Consider the following 18,299-nt stretch of genomic DNA (forward strand, 5'->3'; position numbering starts at 1 on the left):
CGTCTTGGGACAAAAGGCCACGCAAATCCCGCACCCCTTGCACCAGTCCCGGTTGATCCGGTGCTCCTTCAGCTTTGCTTTCACCATGGTCGCTCCCCCACCATTGATCCGCCTCCCCACGCGGCACCACCCGCCGCCTTGAATTCGTGCCCCTCTTAAAAGCTCAACCGTGCGTTGTCAAGAAAAAGCGGATTTTACTATGCATTTTTTCATTTCCGGCTCAAAACCCCGCTGGGCGCCCGTTTCTTTATCGCAACGAAGATCACCTTCGAATCTGAAAACGAATGGGCCGGCAGCGGCAGGGAACTTTAAATGTAGGTTATCAGACCCGGATCATTTTGCGCCTCCAGATGGGCCACACAATTGAAGAGAACCAGCCCCAATTGCCCCTGATCATAGCGCAGCACGGTGATGGATGTATTACGCAGCTCCCAACCCAGGCGGATGGTCTGTTCCCTGGAGGTATCCAGCGTCTGCCGCAAGGCCACGGCCGTGGGCCCTCCGGAAGTGAACACAGCCACTTTTTTGTTATCCCCCACCCTGCACACCAGATTCTCGAGGGCAGCGCCGATCCGGTCTACGAACTCCTGAACCTGGCGTATGTGCGCCGCTTCATCGCCCGGCATCAGCTGCGCTTTTTCGACGATAGCGAAGAGTCTTCCGATTGCAGCGTGGTCAGTATGGATATGCTTCATCTGCTCGGCCAGCGCAGGGTCTTGCTGCATGACGGCACAAAGGCAGTTCATCATCCGGTCAGAGCTTTCGAGTTCGTTGAAACCCGCATCGATGACCAGGTTCGGCGTCCCGTCACCATTGATCTGCTTCATGGTGATGGCAGCCGTTTGCACATGCCGCCTCAGCGCACCGGAATAGACGGCATCGAAACGGGTGCCATTTTTTAAAAAATGCCGGCCCAAAAGTTCGGCCTGACGTTCTCCAACCGTTGACAGACAATCGTAAGCCGGCTTGCCGAATGAGGCCTGGCCGTGCCGGATCAGGTAAATTTCTATCATACCGACCCTTTATCAGGTTTCAAAAATGATTGATTTAAGCTTGATGGTTCCGTAAAAAGTCGAAATTTCAGGTTTATTGTCATCCTCGCGAAGGCGGGGATCCATAAGATTCAGATAGCTATAGACTCCCGCCTCCGCGGGAGTGACACTGTTTGTGACTTTTTACCGGTTCATCAAGCTTGTGCATTCCGAAAATGAACCATAAGATTGAGGCGATTTCTGCGCAACCTGACCTGCCACCCACCAAGGAGGTTTAACGATGTCATCGACTGTCGCGGTTGTTCGCTATAAAACCCCCTTTGAATCCGTTAACCAGGCGGCAACCCTTTGCAGCTTTCCTGAGCATGCAAAAGCCGGCATGCGGGTGTTCATCAAACCCAATATCGTCTTTTGGACCACAGCCGCGGCCTTTCCCAAATGGGGGGTCATCACCACGTCACGGGTCGTGGAGGACGTGGTGGTTCTGCTCAAGGATCTGGGAGTGAATGATATCACCATCGGCGAAGGTATGGTTACACAGAACCCCAAAGATGTCGAGACCCCGGCCCACGCCTTCAAAACCCTGGGTTATAAAACCCTGCAGCAGCGCTACGGCGTCAAGATCATCAACATCTTCCAGCGGCCCTTCGAACCGGTGGATCTGGGTGACGGCGTCAAACTGAGCTTCAACACGGATATCCTGCACAGCGATCTGGTTGTGGATCTGCCAGCCATGAAAGCCCACAACCAGACCGTTGTCAGTCTGGGCATCAAGAACCTGAAAGGCACCATCGACATTCCATCCCGCAAACGCTGCCACAACGCCGATACGGTGAAAAATCTGGATTTCATGATATCCCGTTTGGCGGACAGGCTGCCGCCGATCTTCACCCTCATTGATGGCATCTACACGCTGGAGCGCGGCCCCGGACCCGATGGCAGCATGCGCAGAAGCAATATTCTGGTGGCCTCGACGGACATCCTGTCGGCAGACATGGTTGGCGCGAAGCTCCTCGGCTACGACCCGCAGCAGGTACCCCATCTGGCCTTGGCCGCCGCCAACCGCGGTCGCCCGGTCGATCTTTCCGATATCCGCGTGGTGGGGGAGCGGATCGAAGACCTGGCCAGTCGCCACGGCTATGACTTTGCCTACATCAGCGATGCCAGTGGCGAGCTTCCGCTGCCCCTGGCCAAGCAGGGCATCAAGGGTGTGTTCTACCGCAAGTATGACGATACCCTTTGCACCTATTGCAGCCAGCTTAACGGATTGACCCTCACCGCCATCCGCCTGGCCTGGAAAGGCCAGGCCTGGGACCGTCTGGAAGTCCTCACGGGCAAGCGGATGGATCCGACACCGGGGATGCAAAAAACCATCCTCCTGGGCAAATGCATGTACCAAAAGCACAAAAACAACCCGGACATCAACGAGCTGATTGCCGTCAAGGGGTGCCCCCCGCGGCCGTCAGATATCGTCAAGGCCCTGCACCAGGCAGGTATCGATGCCGATCCGGAATTGTTCGCCAATATTGACCAGCTGCCCGGTTTTTTCATGGCCCGCTACCAGAACCGGCCTGAATTCGAAGAGCGATTTTTTAAGGTGGCGTAGTATGGGTTGCGGCGCGGCAACCCGCCTGCGGCAAGCCATAGGGAAGATTCCCTTCTTCATCCGGCCAGGCATCTTTCTATAAACGCCTTGAACAATGGAAGCATCTGGTCATTTTTCTGCAGCATCCGTTCCGGGTGCCATTGCACCATATCTATGGGCAGATTTTTATGCTCGGCCGCCTCAATCACCCCGTCCGGCGCCCGGGCTGTGACCACAAAACCCTTTCCCGGTTCTTTAACCGACTGGTGGTGCCGCGAGTTGACGACGATATGGGGCCCGAACAGCTGATGGAGTCGCGAACCCGGCTCGATGTCAATGGGGTGATCGGTATCCATGTCATCCTGCAGGTGCGTCAAAAACGGGTCACCGATTTGAGAAGGGATGTCTTGAACCAGCGTCCCGCCAAGGAATACGTTCACCAACTGGATTCCACGGCAGATAGCAAGGACCGGTTTTTCCTGAGCAATGGCCAATTTCAAAACCGCCATCTGGAAAAGGTCCAGGTCTTTATTTACCGCCCCCAATTCCGGAACAGGCGTTTCATTATAGAAAGACGGATCGATGTCATTGCCGCCGGGAAACAAAAAACCCTGGACAGACCCGGCTATCGCCGGCAGGATGTCATGGGCGTGGGAGAAGGGAAGGATTACCGGCAATCCCCCGGCTTTCTCAATGGCGGCGGTATAGGCCAGGGGCATGGTCGTGGCCGGCATTTTAAAGCGATTCAATTCAGTATGGGCAATCATCCCGATAAGTGGAATCATACATGCGTCCTTTGCAGGGCGGATACCCCGGTTTAGCTGGGTTTCGATTTTTATAGACTCGGGCAGCTTACACGGCGCTGGATCCGCCATCGACCATCAGCGTCTGGCCGGTGATAAATCCGGCCCCGTCGGAGCACAGAAAAAGCACCGGGTGAACCACGTCGGTGGTCTCGGCGATTCTGCCCAGGGGAATGGCCTTGACGATCTCTTCGAGCAGGTCGTCATTGGACCAGAAGGGCTCAGAAAACCGGGTTCGCACCATACATGGCGCCACTGCATTGACCAGAATGTTAAAGGGTGCCAGTTCCTGGGCCAGGGTTTGGGTCATCATCTCAATGGCCGCCTTGGCAATGCCGTAAATGCCCATGAACGGTGCGGCCCGCCGGGCGGCGATGGACGTAATGCTGATGATCCGGCCGGCTTTGCGCTCCCGCATGAACTGCGCCGCTTTTCGCGAACAGAGCCAGGTGCCGGTCAGGTTGGATTCGATAATCTTGTTGAATAGGGCCGGCTCGGCATCGACCACACCGGTGATCAAATTCATACCCACGTTGTTGATCAGCACGTCGACGCGGCCGAACCGCCCAACGACCTGGTCGAAAAGCCGGTCCACGTCAGCTTCCCTGGCAACGTGCGCCTGAACGGCCAGGACATGCTCACCGCCGTCCAACTCGGCTGCGGCCGAATCCAGCCCCTCCCGCTTTCTGCCGCAAATCACCACGTTGGCCTTTTGTGCGAGCAGTGTTTTAGCCAGATCCAGGCCGATTCCCCGGCTGCCGCCGGTGACGATCGCCACCTTGCCTTCGAGCCCGTAAGAAAGGTTTCCCATCATCGCCTCCATTGTTTTTTTGTTGCCCGCTTCGATCCTTCCGGTTTCGCGGCCTCATCCGCCCCAGAGCCTTGAGAGTCGGGCGCTTCACATCCCTCAAGTGCTCTCGCATGGCCTTTTGGACACCCCTTTATCTCCTGGGAAACAGCACCGTGGAAGATGGTCTGGTACTGCGGTCGCACCGTATCCTCGCCACCGGCATACACCTCACCGTCTGGCGGATCACATGGCCCGGCTACTGTAATCCAATCTTCCAGTTCCACAACCCGGGGCGCGGCTTGATGGTCACCGCCGGCGGCACCGACTCGTCCAGGTGGGCGAACATCTGGATGCCGGCCTGCTGAAGGCGGGTCCGCATTTCGAGAATGTCCAGCTGCCAGTTGGGAAAAATCCAATAGTCCGGGCCATGCTGGTCCACCCAGGCCTGTTCACCTTTGGGGCTGTCGAAAGGCACGCGCAGCTGCATGCCTTCTGCCAGGGTCCGGGAGATGCACAGGGGCCAGTGTCCGGAAAGCACGATCCCCAGCGGCAGCGGGCTCTGGCGGCATAGGGTCAGAATGTCCGTTTCACCCAGTTCAGGGCTGACAAAAGCCCCGCTGAACCCAAGGGTCTTGAACGTCTCCAGACAAAGGGCATTGGCAGCGTTGCAGAAAGGTCCGGCCCACAGGTTCAGTCCTTCCAGACGGTTGAACAGGGCCATTTGCCAAGGGGTGTTGAGGACAAACCGACACGCTCCGTTTTCAAGGCTCTGCCGCAGCAGACCGGTTACACGAGCCTCATCATCCGGCCAGATGACCGGCGGCAGCCAGATCCAGACTTTGCCGGCGGCGGGCCTGGCGATGTTGGCCAGGGCCGTTTCCGAGAGCCAGACTCCCACATCGGCGCCACCCGACGCCCGCGGCGGCACCCGACTCACCCGCACCTCCGTAGCGCGGCCCAAGGCGGCGTTCGCTCGGGGCAACGTTGCTTTAAAACGGGATGGCGGCGGCGATTCAAGCGGTGCCGCTGACGCCTCCAACGCAGCCATCATCGCTTCCAGAGCCTTTTCCCGGCGGTCGGTCAGAAAAACCGGCGCACCGGATGCGGGTGCTTTCCGGCCTCCCAGGTTCAACGGATAGCGCCCCTTTTGGGGCACATGGCGAGTCACCCGGCAGATGGTGTGGCCGGCCTCATCTTCGTATCCCACCCGTAACACGTCTCCGGGCAGCAGGGCCTGGCGGACCACCACCCAGGGATTTTTGGCCGGCCCCTGCACCTTGCCCATGTAGAGACCCGAAGCAGTCTGCCGCCTTGTATCAATGGGGTTTTGCGGCCGTTGGGGCAAAAACCGGTAGTGGGTGGCCTCTCGTCCCAGGCTCTGGGCCAACAGATCCAGCGCGTCACGCTTGGCCCGGGCCTCATTACCCTGATCGCGCAGCATTCGGTAGGCGCATACGGTGTAAAAAACGTAGTGCGGGCCTTTTTTGCGGCCCTCGATCTTCCAGGCCAGCACTTTTGGGACCTGTCCCAGAATTTTGACCAGCACGTCAACCGAGTAATCCTGGCAGGAGAAGGCCCGCGCGTTCTGACTCCCCTGACGATAATGGCGTCGGCACGGCTGGACGCAGCGCCCCCTGAGTCCGCTTTTTCCGCCCATATAACTGCTCCAGTAGCAGCGGCCGGAAACGCCATAGCAAAGGGCCCCATGAATAAAGGCCTCCAGGCCCATGGATTCGGGGCAGGCATCGGCCATGGCCTTGATCTCGTCGATGGAAAGCTCCCTTGGCACCACCACCCGGTCGACCGACAATCTCCGGGAAACAAACCCCAGGGCTTTGGGGAAACTGACATTGGCCAGGGTGGAGAGGTGGATTTGGCCTTCGAATCCCGCCTGGCGGGCCAGAGCGATAACACCCGGGTCCTGGACGATGAGGGCGTCGGGCTTGACATGGCGACCAAGCCCCTCGATCAGCCGGCCGGCCAGGTCCAGTTCGTCAGGTTTGAGCAGCACGTTGAAGGTAACATAGACGCTGACCCCCCGATCATGTGCCAGCTGGGTCAGCTGGGCCAGCTCCTCGAGGGAAAAATTTTTGGCCTCCATGCGCGCCGACATGCTTTTGAGGCCGCAGTAGACGGCGTCGGCACCGGCAGCCAGGGCTGCCAGAAAAGCGGCTCGATTTCCCGCCGGTGCCAGAATGGCCGCTTGATGGGTATCGGTTGTGTGCATTTTTGGGGTCTCCGTTCCGTTGAACCATCGCTGCATGCCTGCCGTCGCGTCCCCGGTCAGGCTGAAAATGGCAGGAATGGGAAAGCGGTTGGACAGGGTATATCTTCAATACCGAAACCGGTCAAGGCACCGGAACGGAAAACGACTGCCATCGGCCGGTTCCCCTTGCTGATCAGTTAAGCTGTCTTATATTTACGGCCATATTGGGTAACCGGGAAAGCGCCTGCGGGTGCGGGAAAGGATCGGCACATGAAACTGGCAGTCAGCGGCAAAGGCGGTGTGGGCAAAACGACGTTCTCTTCTCTTCTGGCGCGAACGCTGAGTGACCGGGGCATAAAGGTTCTGGCCATCGATGCGGACCCTGATGCCAATCTGGCTGCTGCCCTGGGCATCACCGACGCTGAGGGAATAACGCCCATCGCCGAGATGAAAGAACTCATTTTCGAGCGCACCGGGGCCCAGCCGGGCACTATCGGCGGATTCTTCAAGCTCAACCCCAAGGTGGATGACATTCCCGACACGCTCTCCGTGCGGCTGGACAACATCAAGCTCATGCGCCTGGGAAGCGTGAAAAAGGGCGGGGCCGGTTGTCTCTGCCCTGAATCCACGCTGCTCAAAGCGCTGGTGACCCATGTGGTGCTGGGACGCGATGAAGTGGTGATCATGGATATGGAAGCAGGCATTGAACACCTGGGACGAGCCACCGCCCAGGCCGTTGACAAATTGATTGTGGTGGTGGAACCGGGCCGACGCAGCATCGACACGGCCGAACACATCCGTCGACTGGCCGCCGAAATCCGATTGAATCACATCGCCGTGGTGGGCAACAAGATTCGCAGCGCCAAGGATGAAGAATTTTTGCGGAAACACTTATCCGACTTTGAATTTTTAGGATTTATACCCTACGACGACTCGCTAATAGAAGCCGATCTTTCCGGCGCTTCTCCCTATGACACCGCATCCACGGCCAGGCAGGTCGTGGCCGCAATCATCGACAAACTGTATAAAGCCTGATGAACAAGACCGCCAAGGGCGCGCCCCAAGGGCGCCGCCGATATCCTTCCCGACGAAAACCACCAGTCAAAGGGGCGGCCCGCCGGATGCAGATCACCCCCGGCGCCGATCCGCAGCTCAAAGCCGTTTTTTCCGGTATTGGCGTTCCGAAGAACAAGCCCTTCACCCCGGACCGGTTCCAGACCGAGGCCGTGGCGGTCATGGCCGCGTCCGACTGTCTGGTTACCGCCCCCACCGGCGCCGGAAAAACCTGGATCGCCGTCCAGGCCATCCGGCGGACATTCGAAAAGGGCGGGCGGGCATGGTATGCCTCTCCGCTCAAGGCCCTCACCAACTCAAAGCTCATCGAATTTTCAAAGATCTTCGGCCCCGATAATCTGGGCATCCTCACCGGCGACCGCAAGGAAAACCCCGATGCGCCCATCATCGTCGGCACCACTGAAATCCTAAGAAACCAGCTCTACGATGCCATGCACCAGGGCATCTCACTGAACACCGATCTTGTGGTGCTCGACGAGGCCCACTTTCTGGGTGATGAGGAGCGAGGCGTGGTGTGGGAGGAGACCATGATTTACCTTCCGCCGCGCATCCCCCTGTTGATGCTTTCAGCAACGGTGGGCAACGCCGACGCCATCGCGGACTGGCTGACGACCATTCGCGGTCGCCCTTGCCGGGTGGTGGCCGAGACCCAGCGGCCCGTGCCGCTCTATCCCATGGTGCTGCACCCATCGGGAACCCTTTTGCCCCTGACGGAAAAGGGCGGCCGCGGAGAAAAAAAACTTCACAAGAAAGTGGTGCATCTGATTGGCGCAGAGAAGCAGCCTGAACCGTCCCGCCGTGGAGGCCTGCCTGCGTTCGGCGATATTCTCAGGGTTCTCAAAACCTTTGACCTGCTGCCGGCCATCTTTTTCTTAAAATCCCGCAGCGACTGTGACGCCGCCCTGAACCTGTGCCATGGGGCCGTGCCCTTGACCGACGAAAAAAGGGCCCTGATTGTCGATCGGGTTCAAGCGCTCACTGAAAACTCGCCGCATCTGGCCCAGCACCGCCAGAGAATTCATCTGGAGCAGGCCGGCGTGGGCGCCCACCACAGCGGTCATCTACCCGGTTGGAAGCTGGTCGTCGAAAATCTGATGAGCGAAGGCCTGCTGACTGGTGTCTTCGCGACCTCCACCGTCGCCGCCGGCGTCAATTTTCCGGCTCGCACCATGGTGTTCTTCAACTCAGACCGCTTCAACGGCACCGAGTTCATCCCCCTGGACGCCACTCAGCTCCACCAGATGACCGGCCGGGCCGGCCGGCGGGGCATGGACAAGATCGGATTCGCCCTGGCTGTTCCCGGTCGCTACATGGATCTGCGTCTGGTGGCCCGAATGCTCTCGTCGCGCCCCGGAAATGTAGTCAGCCGCATCCGCATCAACTTCTCCATGGTCCTCAACCTGCTTCTCTCTCATACCCCACCCCAGGTGGAGGAACTGCTTAAACGATCTTTCGCCACCTGGCTCCTGATCGCAAAAGCCGAGGACAGCCGTCAGAAAAGCCGCATGGCCGACATCCACGGGGTCCTGTGGGAGGATTTTTTGCGGCACCTGGATTTTCTCAAGGAGACCGGATTTGTGGGCAGCGACAGCCGGCTCACCGATGACGGCATCTGGGCATCTCAGCTGCGCGTGGACCAACCCCTGATCGTTGCTGAATGCCTGCGCCAGGGGCTGCTGCCGGAAGGGGATGCAGCCCAGATGGCCGGTGTGTTCGCCTGCATGGTCAACGAAAGGGAAACCGATGACCGCATGGAGGGCCGCCTGGTTCCCAACCGTCTCAAGAAAACGGTCACCCGGATTCAAAAGAAGCTGACCGGATTCGCCCACCACATGCAGTCCCGGGGCTTCGACGTGCGCCAGTTCTACCTGCGGCCCGCCGCCATGACCCATGCCTGGGCTTTTGGATATCCGTGGGAAACCATCATCAAGGAATACGTCATGGCCGAAGGCAATCTGGCCATGCTGATGATGCGCACCGCCGACAACCTGCGCCATACCGCCAACCTGGTGGACGTCTTTCCCGAAGCCGCCGCCACAGCCCGCGAGGCCATCGACCTGATCATGAAGGAACCGGTTGTCGAAGGAACCGATGCGCATGATAGCCTGGACCGAGAATAGGAATATCAGAAAGTGTCGGCCATCATCCACAACAGGGTTAAGAAGCCGGACAACAGAAACAGACTCTCAACCATGAACTCCAGACGCATGCTGGGCAGCATCAATCCCTTTTCATAGGCATGGACCAGGGCCAGCATAGCCGCCGGGCAAAGGGCGATGAGGAAACCAAGCCCGGAAATCAGGCCGACCGCCGATCCGACACATACCAGCAGCATACATCCGACGAGGATTGATTTAAGCAGTACAACGGTTTTTCGGCTTCCCAGCAGGATGGGCAGCGTTTCCTTGCCCATGATTCGGTCGCCTTGCACATCCAGCAGGTCAAAAAACGCGGTCCGGGCAAAAACCAGGGCGGTGGCCCAGACAAATACCACCCCACTGGCGGCGGAAACGGTACCCTGGCCTGTTATTCCCGGCAGCAACACCGCAACCACCCCCCAGGCCACGGCGATGAGGCACGTTTTTGAACCGGGAATATCCTTGATCCGCCGAAACTTGAATCCGAAGCGGCCGGGTAACAAATATAGGTTGTAGGAAAGGCCCAAAAGACTCATCACCAGCAGGATCACAAAGGCGACGGCCCCCATTGCCGAGGCGGACAGTATGCCCAGCCCGCCGGCGGCAATGGCCATGACCGACAACCCGAGCCGGTTCTGCTCATAAAATCGGGCCCGTTCCGGATCATTGTACTCATCCTCGGCCGTACCGGTGAGGTGGTTGAGCAGGTGCATGGAGAGCACGTAAAGCATGGCCACAGCCACCGGAGCGGCGGACGGTTTGATCTCCAGCAGCCGGGTGCCGGCCAGGCAGAGGCATCCGGCACCCATGGCCACGTAAACATTGGTCAGCAGCAATGTTTGCATCGCCCGGTAAAGGATTCTGACCAACCCGGCATGCCGCCTGGCCGGCAGCTTTTCCAGCTCCCGGTAGACCCGTTTGATGATCCAGTTGGGTGTGGACGCACCCGCGGTAATGCCCACCCGATTATAATTATCCAGACAGCAGGATTTCAGATCCGCTTCGGTTTCCACATGAAAAGCCGGTTTGCCGGTTTCTGCGGCGATCTCCGCCAGGCGTCGCGTGTTGCCGCTGTCTTTGCCGCCCACAACGATGACGGCCTCCACACGATCGGCCAGTTGTTTAATCTCAGCCTGGCGCTTTTCGGTTGAATCACAGATGGTGTCGTAGGCCTTGTATTGGGGAAACGTCGATTGGGCCCAGGCTTTCACCTGTTGGTAGAACCTGAGATTCTGGGTTGTCTGGGCCACAATGATGGCCTGGTCGAAGGCAGGCAGCGCTTCGAGCTCCGCCATGGTGCTCACCACGATTCCCGAATCGCCGGCATGCCCCACCAGGCCGATCACTTCCGGATGGTCGCGGTCACCGACGATGATCGTGGTGTAGCCTTTGCGGGCATGCACCCGGATGATGGTCTGCACGCGGATGACCCGCGGGCAGGTGGCATCCACAACCCGAAATCCCGCGGCCTTGAGCCGCTGTTTGTCCTCGGGAGGCACACCGTGGGCACGCACCAGAACGGTGCCGCTGCCCTGTTCCGGAATCGTTTTCAGGACGGTAATGCCCTTTTCCGCGAAAAGGCTGAGCACCTGAGGGTTATGAATCAGGGGGCCATAGGTGTAGATCGGTGCGGCGTGTTTGCCCGGTGCATCCAGAGCCAGTTCCACGGCCCGTCTCACCCCCATGCAGAAACCAGCGGTTTTGGCGATCTCGATCTTCATTAAAAACCGGGGGTGACTTTCAACTTTTCAGTTCCCTGAGAAACACCTTGTGGTCCACCAGGGAGAGAGAGTGAATGGCCGCACGGAGGAATTTCTGCTCTCCGAAGATATTGACCAGCTTGAGGCCATCCCCCTCCGGAGAGACATCGTCCACCGACTCCATGACCAGCGTTTCACCGCCTTCGGTGAGCAGGTAAGCATTGGCTTCACACATGTTCGTCATCCTTTCGGATTGGTGCAGCTGCAGGCACAAAAGACCCCTTAATTGATCAGCGGCTTCAGGTGACCAACCACCAGCAATTCCACCAGGTGGGGCAGCGGATCATCCGACACACCGACCAGATCGATATTTTCCTGGGTTATGGGAAGAATGAGTTTGGCGGCTGCACAGCCTGACACGGCTTCCGCCATGCGGGGGGTCACTTCACCCATCATGGCATGAGCCAGCATGATGCCCAGGGTACCGACCACCACATCCGCCCTGACCACCGTCCGCACAATGGCATTTTCTCCCGACGCCCCGCGATTGGCCCTGGCTTTGAGCATCTGGGCGGTGGCAATGGCATTGGTCCCCAGGGCAACGATCTCAACAGACTCGCCGAAGTGTTCCTTGATTTTTTTTATAATGGTACTGCCGATACCACCGCCCTGGCCATCTATAACGCAGATTATTTTTCGTGAAAACGGCATCTTCAATCCTATAATTTTTTTTCCCGCTCCCGTATTTTGCGCCTGCGTTTGGGCAGTCGCCGGCTGGGCCCCTTCTTGCGCGTGGTGGGTTCCCATCCCGCAGAGTCGTCGGCGTCCCCGCCGCCTTTTAACGCAAGGTATCTTGCCATGGCGATCTTATCCTCGAAAGCCCTTGAAGTCATCCCTGTGGCTCCGGCCGACTCGGCAGCGGCCATAACTGCCCGATCACTGCTGACCACCAGGGCCTTGGACTTTTCATGGTGGGCCATTCGCCGAATCACATCATCGGCGCTTTCCCCGCCCTGCGAATAGCGGATTAAAATCCCCTTGAGATAATCCCGCGGGCCATAGACGGACGGTTCGGCGGTGCCATCGAAAACCACCGTGATTTTGTGGGGTTTGAGTTTTTTATAGGCCGCCAGGATCTCCATCAGGGCTTCACGGCCCATCTGCAGGTCCTGCCGGTCCAGTCCGGCCAGTTCCGGTGACTGGCGGATCAGATTGTAGCCGTCGATGATGATGTGGATGGCCATGGTGCGTTCTTAACCGGTCAACCCCCATAAATACGAATCCACGCCAAGGCGTGGGTTCAACATCCGAAGGTGTATACCCATCCCTGGTGATGGGCGGCCAAGCGCCTATCTTTCCCGAAGCATCCCCAGCAGGCGATCCAGGTCATCGTCGCTGAAAAAATCAATTTCCACCCTTCCCTTCTTGCCCTTGCGCTGGATACGGACCCGCGTGCCGAAATGCCGGGACAGGTCTGCGGAGATGTCGTTGAAGTAACGCTGGTCGGGCGTTAAATCCGTTGGCCTATCCGGTTTTTTTTCTGCATTCATCCGCTTGATCAAGGCCTCCGTGTCACGCACCGACAGTTTTTTGGCCATTACCTCCCGCCAGGCGGCCTGCTGCTTGGCCGGCGTTTGCCCTCCCAGCAGGGCCCGGGCGTGACCCATACTCAGGCTGCCCTGCAGGATGCTCTCCTTGATCACGTCGGGAAGCTGGCGCAACCTCAGGAAGTTGGCCACGGCGCTGCGGCTCTTGCCGACACGTCCGGCCGCCTGATCCTGGGTCAGGTCAAATTCGCTGATCAGCCGGTAATACGCCTCGGCCTCCTCCATGGGGTTGAGGTTTTCCCGCTGGATGTTCTCGACGATGGAAATCTCCAGCATCTTGGCGTCGGGGACATCCTTAACCACCACGGGCACCCGGTCCAGGCCGGCCAGGGTTGCCGCCCGCAGACGCCGCTCGCCGGCAACAAGTTCGTAGCCCACATCGTCGGCACGCACCAGCAGGGGCTGGATGACGCCTTGACTGCGGATGGATGCGGCCAGGTCTTCCAGTTCGTCAGCCGAAAAATGGCGCCGAGGCTGGTAGCGGTTCGGCCGAATCATCTCAATCTCACATAAAAAATAATCCCTTGGCGTCGATGGCGATACCCCGGAGAGTCCTTCCACAGCGCCCAGATCCGGAATCAAGGCATCCAGTCCTCTACCCAAGGCCAATTTCCGTTTCTTTCTGGCGCCGGGGGCGACACGGCTATCCTTTGTATTGTCTGGCATTCGGTGTCCTGAATTGTAGATGGCTGGTTCGGGGCAACATCAGCAGCCCGGGAGAATCAGCGTCGCCGGAAAGCCTGTCAGGCGTGGCCGGCGTGATTTGAGGCCATGATCTCCCTGGCGAGGGAAAAATAGCTCACAGCCCCGGGAGACATGGCATCATAAAGCAAAATGGGCTGCCCGAAACTGGGGGCTTCGCCCAGGCGGACATTACGGGGAATCATCGTCTTGAATACCAGGTCCTTGAAATGGTTTTCCGCATCCTCGACCACCTGATGACTCAAATTGGTTCGGCGGTCGAACATGGTAAGCAGAATACCGGCAATTTTAAGCCCAGGGTTCAGCCCGTTCTTGATACGCTGAAAGGTCTTTACCAACTGGCTGAGGCCCTCCAGGGCATAAAACTCGCACTGCAGGGGAATAAGCAAGGCATCGGCGGCCGTCATGGCATTTACGGTCAACAAACTCAGGGAAGGCGGACAGTCGATAATGATATAATCGAAATTTCCGGCCACCGGAGCCAAAAAGCGGCGCAGGGCATGCTCCCGCTGGGGCCGGTCCATCATCTCCACATCGAAGCCGGTCAGTTCCACACGGGAGGGCATGACCTTGAGGGATTCAATCTGGCTGTCGACGATGACGGCGGCAGCCTCTGCATCGCCGATCATCCCGTGATAAAGAGTTTTGACCAGCCGGGACTTGTCCAGCCCCACACCAGTGGTGGCGTTGGCCTGCGGGTCGCAGTCCACCAGCAGGGTCCGTTTTTCAGAAACCGCCAGCGCAGCAGACAGGTTGACTGCCGTCGTTGTCTTGCCCACGCCGCCTTTCTGGTTGGCGATGCATATGACTTGTACCATGGCGCCCAGCTTTAGCACAAAACATGCTGTTTGAAAAGTGGAATAGAATGTGTCATTGTATGACTGAAAACCAACATGGGCGGCCGTTGTCGGCGCCCCTGGGGATATTCCTAAAATGTCGATAAAAAACAAAATCATTGTTGTCTTGACCTTGACCGCGTTTCTCTTTTCAAGCGGTCTGGTTGTGCCTCCTGAAGGCGGCTGCATCACCATTCAGGAAGAGCGCGAGCTGGCCAGGGAATTCATGGTCATGGTCGAGGCCAGATACCCCATGATCAGGGATCCCGTCATCGTGGACTATGTCAACCGTGTAGGCAACCGGATTCTATCGGTCATGCCCACCCAGCCGTTTGACTACCAGTTCCACGTCATCCACGATGATGTCTATAATGCCTTTGCCACACCGGCCGGTCATATATTCTTCAACAGCGGCCTTTTCGCCGCCCTGGAATCCGAAGAAGAACTGGCCGGGATTATCGGCCACGAAATCGCCCATGTGGTCTGTCGACACATCTCCGACCGTATCGAAAGTTCAAAGAAAATCGGGATGGCCACGCTGGCCGGCATGGTTGCGGGCGTGCTTCTGGGCGCCGGCGGTGCGGCTGCAGCGGCCAGCGCCGTGACGGTGGGTTCGGTGGCCGCCGGGCAGACGGCAGCCTTGGCCTACAGCCGTGAAAACGAAATGCAGGCGGATCAGCTGGGTCTGGAATACCTGACCCAGGCCGGCTACAGCGGCGAGGGGTTGTTGACTTCCTTGAAGAAAATCCGCAGCAAGCAATGGTACGGGTCCGAGCAGATTCCCACCTACCTGACCACCCACCCGGCATCCGAGGCGCGCATGAGCTACATCGACAACTGGCTGCACCAGAGTCGGCCGCCAACCGTCCGAAAATACGAAGAGGTCGGCGGGTTCCAGCTGGCGCACACCCGGATTGTGGCCCTGTACACCAATGAAAAGGTGGCCTTGGACCGATTCAGGTCGGACCTTGATGCATCACCGCAGGACCCATTGGCCCATTATGGCTATGCCCTGACATTGACCCGACTGGACAGATGGCATGAAGCCGCCGAACATATGCAACGCGCCATCGAGGGCAACGCCATGGCCGCCCACATGCTGCGGGATCTGGGCAGGATCTATTTCCATGACGGCCAGTATGAAAAAGCCTTGCAGGCGCTGTCCACCAGCAGTTCCGAAAAAGATCCCGAGGGTCAACTGTATCTGGGACGAGCCCAAATGGAATTGGGCCGGATGGCAGAGGCCAGGGATACCTTCGAGAATCTGGTGCGCTTAAACGCAGACTATTCACAGGCTTACTATTTTTTAGGAGAAAGCAGCGGTCGCCTCGGTGACATGTTCGGCGCGCACTACAACCTGGGTCGTTTTTACGGGCTAAAAGGCGATCTTAAAAACGCCGGTTTTCATCTGAACAGGGCCCTGAAGCTGGCGATCGACGATTCGCAGCGCCAAATGGTGGAACGCCAACTCAAGCATCTGAATCCAGAAAAAGAGAAAAAAGCCGGCGCCGGATGACCACGCCCGCGGTGATCCGATCAAAATCCGCCGTTTTCTCATGGCCATGCACGGGCACCGACTGGCAGGTGGACGCATTAAAACCCGATAGCACTATAAACGCCGCATAGAACAGGGCCCTGGCGGGGCGCAGGCCGGTCAGTTCCTGTCAAATCGGGAAAACTGCATGGAAAAGGTGCCCCGGCCTTGGGTGGCCGACCGCAGGCTGGTGGAGTAACCGAACATTTTTGCAAGGGGTACCGTCACCTTGATCGTCTGAATCCCCAGCTTGGGTTGGATGGATTCAATTTTACCGCCCCTCGCGTTAAGGTCCCCGATCACATCTCCCATAAAATCCTCGGGAACGATGACTTCCACCGCCATGATCGGATCCAGCAAAAAGGATTTAGCCTGGGAGAGCGCGTCCCGCACCGCCATGGAGGCGGCAACGGTAAAGGCCAGCTCCGTCCCGTTGGTCTCCCGTGTAGCTGCCCGGGTCAGCACCGCTTTTACATCGACGACCGGATACCCCATGAGAATGCCGCTCTCCAGAGATTCCAGAACCCCTTTTTCCACGGCCCGAACCAGTAATGGCGCCAGCTCCGCTTCATCCAGACGGGACTCGAAGCGGTTGCCTTCACCGCGGGCCAAAGGTGTCAGTTTCAGCGTAACTTCAGCGTAGTGCCGGTGATTGGCGACTTCCTTATCGAAAAGGGCGGATCCCGTTGCTGCAGACTCGATGGTTTCGCGATAGACCACCTGGGGCTTACCCACATTGACCTGGGTATTGAATTCACGCTGCATGCGGCTGGTAATCACCTCAAGATGCAGTTCACCCATCCCCGAGAGAATAATCTGACCCGTGTCTTCATCCTCCCTGACCCGCAAGGTTGGATCCTCGGCCATGAATTTATCCAACACCTGATGAAGTTTTTCCTGGTCGCTGTGGGTTTTCGGCTCCACGGCAACAGAAATCACCGGCTCGTAGAAATCCATTTTCTCAAGCAGTACCGGATGTTCCTGCTGGCACAAGGTTTCACCGGTTGAAGATTCCTTGAGCCCGACAACACCCACGATAGCCCCCGGGCCAACCATGTCCACGCGTTCGCGTTTGTTGGCATGCATCATGAGAATACGGGACAATTTCTCTTTTTTATTTCTGCTTGGATTGTAGACATCCGTTCCGGCAGAAAGCTTACCGCTGTAAATCCTGAGGTAGGACAGCTTGCGCCCTTCCATCATGGATACCTTGAAAATCAGGGCCGCCAGGGGCGCTTTCTCCTCGGGGCGGCAATGGATGGTTTCCCCGGTCTCCGGATGAACCCCCCTAATGGCCGGCACTTCTGCCGGGCTGGGGAGGAAACGGACGATTGCGTCCAGCAGGGGCTGTATGCCTTTGTTCTTCAGTGCACTGCCGCAGAGGACCGGCACCAGCTTCAACGCGACCGTTGCTCTTCTGATGGCGGTCAGTATATCCTCCACATCGACAGGAATCTCGGCCAGGTAGGCTTCCATGATCCCGTCGTCCACCTCGGCAAGGGTCTCCAGCAACTGGTCGCGGTACATTTCCGCGTCCTCCCGGAATTCTGCATCGATTTCGCCGCTGCTGTAGCTGGCGCCCAGCGAATCATCATCCCACCGGATCTGCTGCATGCGGATCAGATCAACCACGCCGCTGAAGCCGTCTTCGGTGCCCACCGGAATCTGAATCATCAGGGTGTTGGCCCTGAGCCGATCGCGCATCATCTGAACGGTGCCGAAAAAATCAGCGCCGATGCGGTCCAACTTATTGATGAATGCGATCTTGGGCACCTTGTAGCGATCTGCCTGGCGCCAGACCGTCTCCGACTGGGGTTCCACGCCACCCACGGCGCAAAAGACACCCACAGCCCCATCCAGAACCCGCAAAGAGCGCTCGACCTCGATGGTAAAATCCACATGGCCCGGTGTGTCGATGATCTGAATGTCGCGGCCGTCCCACTTGCAGGTGGTCACCGCGGAGGTAATGGTGATCCCCCGCTCCTGCTCATCGACCATCCAGTCCATTACCGCCTCACCGTCGTGGACTTCACCGATTTTGTGTGAACGCCCGGTATAGTAGAGAATACGTTCAGTGACAGTTGTCTTGCCGGCATCGATGTGGGCGATGATACCGATATTCCGAATCGCGTTGATTTTGTCTGTGGTCTTCATCGTGTCAGCAACAGGTCTGCGGTTAAAGGAAATCGAACCCTCCCCGCGGCAAGCCGCGGGGAATGCGCAACCAGCCATGGCGACCAAAGGACCACCAAGGCTTGTTGGAAAGAGTGATGTATGCCAAGGGCCGTGGCATGTCAAGGACAACGCGGCAGCCCTTAATTGCCCCGCGGCA

The 18,299-nt window shown here is 58.2% G+C and carries 16 protein-coding genes; 4 read left to right on the top strand and 12 right to left on the bottom strand.

Translation table 11 applies throughout. The features are described from left to right. Both R6V78_RS10715 and R6V78_RS10720 read right to left on the bottom strand, forming a co-directional pair. A partial coding sequence (locus tag R6V78_RS10715; protein ID WP_410288481.1) for a 4Fe-4S binding protein occupies positions 1–87 on the bottom strand: 87 nt, incomplete at its 3' end. A gap of 221 nt (positions 88–308) precedes the next feature. Further along, entirely contained in the window at positions 309–1,013 is a 705-nt protein-coding gene (locus R6V78_RS10720) for a histidine phosphatase family protein (RefSeq protein WP_410289355.1), read from the bottom strand. A gap of 259 nt (positions 1,014–1,272) precedes the next feature. Here R6V78_RS10720 and R6V78_RS10725 point away from each other — a divergent pair, with 259 nt between their 5' ends. Continuing rightward, complete coding sequence (locus tag R6V78_RS10725) at positions 1,273–2,598, top strand: DUF362 domain-containing protein (protein ID WP_410289356.1); 1,326 nt, start codon at positions 1,273–1,275, stop codon at positions 2,596–2,598. A gap of 56 nt (positions 2,599–2,654) precedes the next feature. Here the strand turns inward: R6V78_RS10725 and R6V78_RS10730 are convergent, their stop codons facing one another. The 3 genes from R6V78_RS10730 to R6V78_RS10740 all read right to left on the bottom strand — a co-directional run bounded on the left by R6V78_RS10730 (position 2,655) and on the right by R6V78_RS10740 (position 6,397). Next, positions 2,655–3,362: a gamma-glutamyl-gamma-aminobutyrate hydrolase family protein gene (locus R6V78_RS10730; RefSeq protein WP_410289357.1), complete on the bottom strand. Its 708-nt coding sequence runs from the start codon at positions 3,360–3,362 to the stop codon at positions 2,655–2,657. 67 nt (positions 3,363–3,429) lie between these two features. Next, positions 3,430–4,191 (bottom strand): SDR family NAD(P)-dependent oxidoreductase, encoded by a 762-nt coding sequence (locus R6V78_RS10735; protein WP_410289358.1) that lies wholly within the window; start codon positions 4,189–4,191, stop codon positions 3,430–3,432. A gap of 235 nt (positions 4,192–4,426) precedes the next feature. Beyond that, positions 4,427–6,397: a peptidase U32 family protein gene (locus R6V78_RS10740; protein ID WP_410289360.1), complete on the bottom strand. Its 1,971-nt coding sequence runs from the start codon at positions 6,395–6,397 to the stop codon at positions 4,427–4,429. 249 nt (positions 6,398–6,646) lie between these two features. On the opposite strand from R6V78_RS10740, the gene R6V78_RS10745 reads away from it, so the two are divergent. Together R6V78_RS10745 and R6V78_RS10750 are read left to right on the top strand one after the other, a co-directional pair. Next, complete coding sequence (locus tag R6V78_RS10745; RefSeq protein ID WP_410289361.1) at positions 6,647–7,411, top strand: AAA family ATPase; 765 nt, start codon at positions 6,647–6,649, stop codon at positions 7,409–7,411. 86 nt (positions 7,412–7,497) lie between these two features. Then, positions 7,498–9,570: a DEAD/DEAH box helicase gene (locus R6V78_RS10750; protein WP_410289362.1), complete on the top strand. Its 2,073-nt coding sequence runs from the start codon at positions 7,498–7,500 to the stop codon at positions 9,568–9,570. A 5-nt stretch (positions 9,571–9,575) separates the two neighbouring features. On the opposite strand, the gene ispH is transcribed toward R6V78_RS10750, so the two are convergent. The 6 genes from ispH to R6V78_RS10780 form a co-directional block, all read right to left on the bottom strand. Further along, on the bottom strand, positions 9,576–11,309 hold the full coding sequence (ispH, locus tag R6V78_RS10755) for a 4-hydroxy-3-methylbut-2-enyl diphosphate reductase (protein ID WP_410289363.1): 1,734 nt from the start codon (positions 11,307–11,309) through the stop codon (positions 9,576–9,578). A gap of 19 nt (positions 11,310–11,328) precedes the next feature. Beyond that, on the bottom strand, positions 11,329–11,523 hold the full coding sequence (locus R6V78_RS10760; protein ID WP_410289364.1) for a CooT family nickel-binding protein: 195 nt from the start codon (positions 11,521–11,523) through the stop codon (positions 11,329–11,331). A 47-nt stretch (positions 11,524–11,570) separates the two neighbouring features. After that, positions 11,571–11,999 (bottom strand): DUF3842 family protein, encoded by a 429-nt coding sequence (locus tag R6V78_RS10765; RefSeq protein WP_410289365.1) that lies wholly within the window; start codon positions 11,997–11,999, stop codon positions 11,571–11,573. Positions 12,000–12,007: 8 nt separating this feature from the next. Then, positions 12,008–12,532, bottom strand: coding sequence for an NYN domain-containing protein (locus tag R6V78_RS10770; RefSeq protein WP_410289366.1), 525 nt, complete (start codon positions 12,530–12,532; stop codon positions 12,008–12,010). A gap of 105 nt (positions 12,533–12,637) precedes the next feature. Further along, positions 12,638–13,561 carry a ParB/RepB/Spo0J family partition protein gene (locus R6V78_RS10775; RefSeq protein WP_410289367.1) on the bottom strand — a complete coding sequence of 308 codons (924 nt, stop codon included), beginning with the start codon at positions 13,559–13,561 and terminating at the stop codon, positions 12,638–12,640. A 77-nt stretch (positions 13,562–13,638) separates the two neighbouring features. Continuing rightward, on the bottom strand, positions 13,639–14,415 hold the full coding sequence (locus R6V78_RS10780) for a ParA family protein (RefSeq protein WP_410289368.1): 777 nt from the start codon (positions 14,413–14,415) through the stop codon (positions 13,639–13,641). 115 nt (positions 14,416–14,530) lie between these two features. On the opposite strand from R6V78_RS10780, the gene R6V78_RS10785 reads away from it, so the two are divergent. Further along, positions 14,531–15,949 carry a M48 family metalloprotease gene (locus tag R6V78_RS10785; protein WP_410289369.1) on the top strand — a complete coding sequence of 473 codons (1,419 nt, stop codon included), beginning with the start codon at positions 14,531–14,533 and terminating at the stop codon, positions 15,947–15,949. Positions 15,950–16,087: 138 nt separating this feature from the next. Here the strand turns inward: R6V78_RS10785 and fusA are convergent, their stop codons facing one another. Continuing rightward, positions 16,088–18,121, bottom strand: coding sequence for an elongation factor G (gene fusA, locus R6V78_RS10790; protein WP_410289370.1), 2,034 nt, complete (start codon positions 18,119–18,121; stop codon positions 16,088–16,090). Positions 18,122–18,299: the final 178 nt, after the last annotated feature.

This window comes from Desulfosarcina sp., from assembly GCF_046496365.1.
In the GTDB taxonomy this organism is placed as follows: Bacteria; Desulfobacterota; Desulfobacteria; order Desulfobacterales; family Desulfosarcinaceae; genus Desulfosarcina.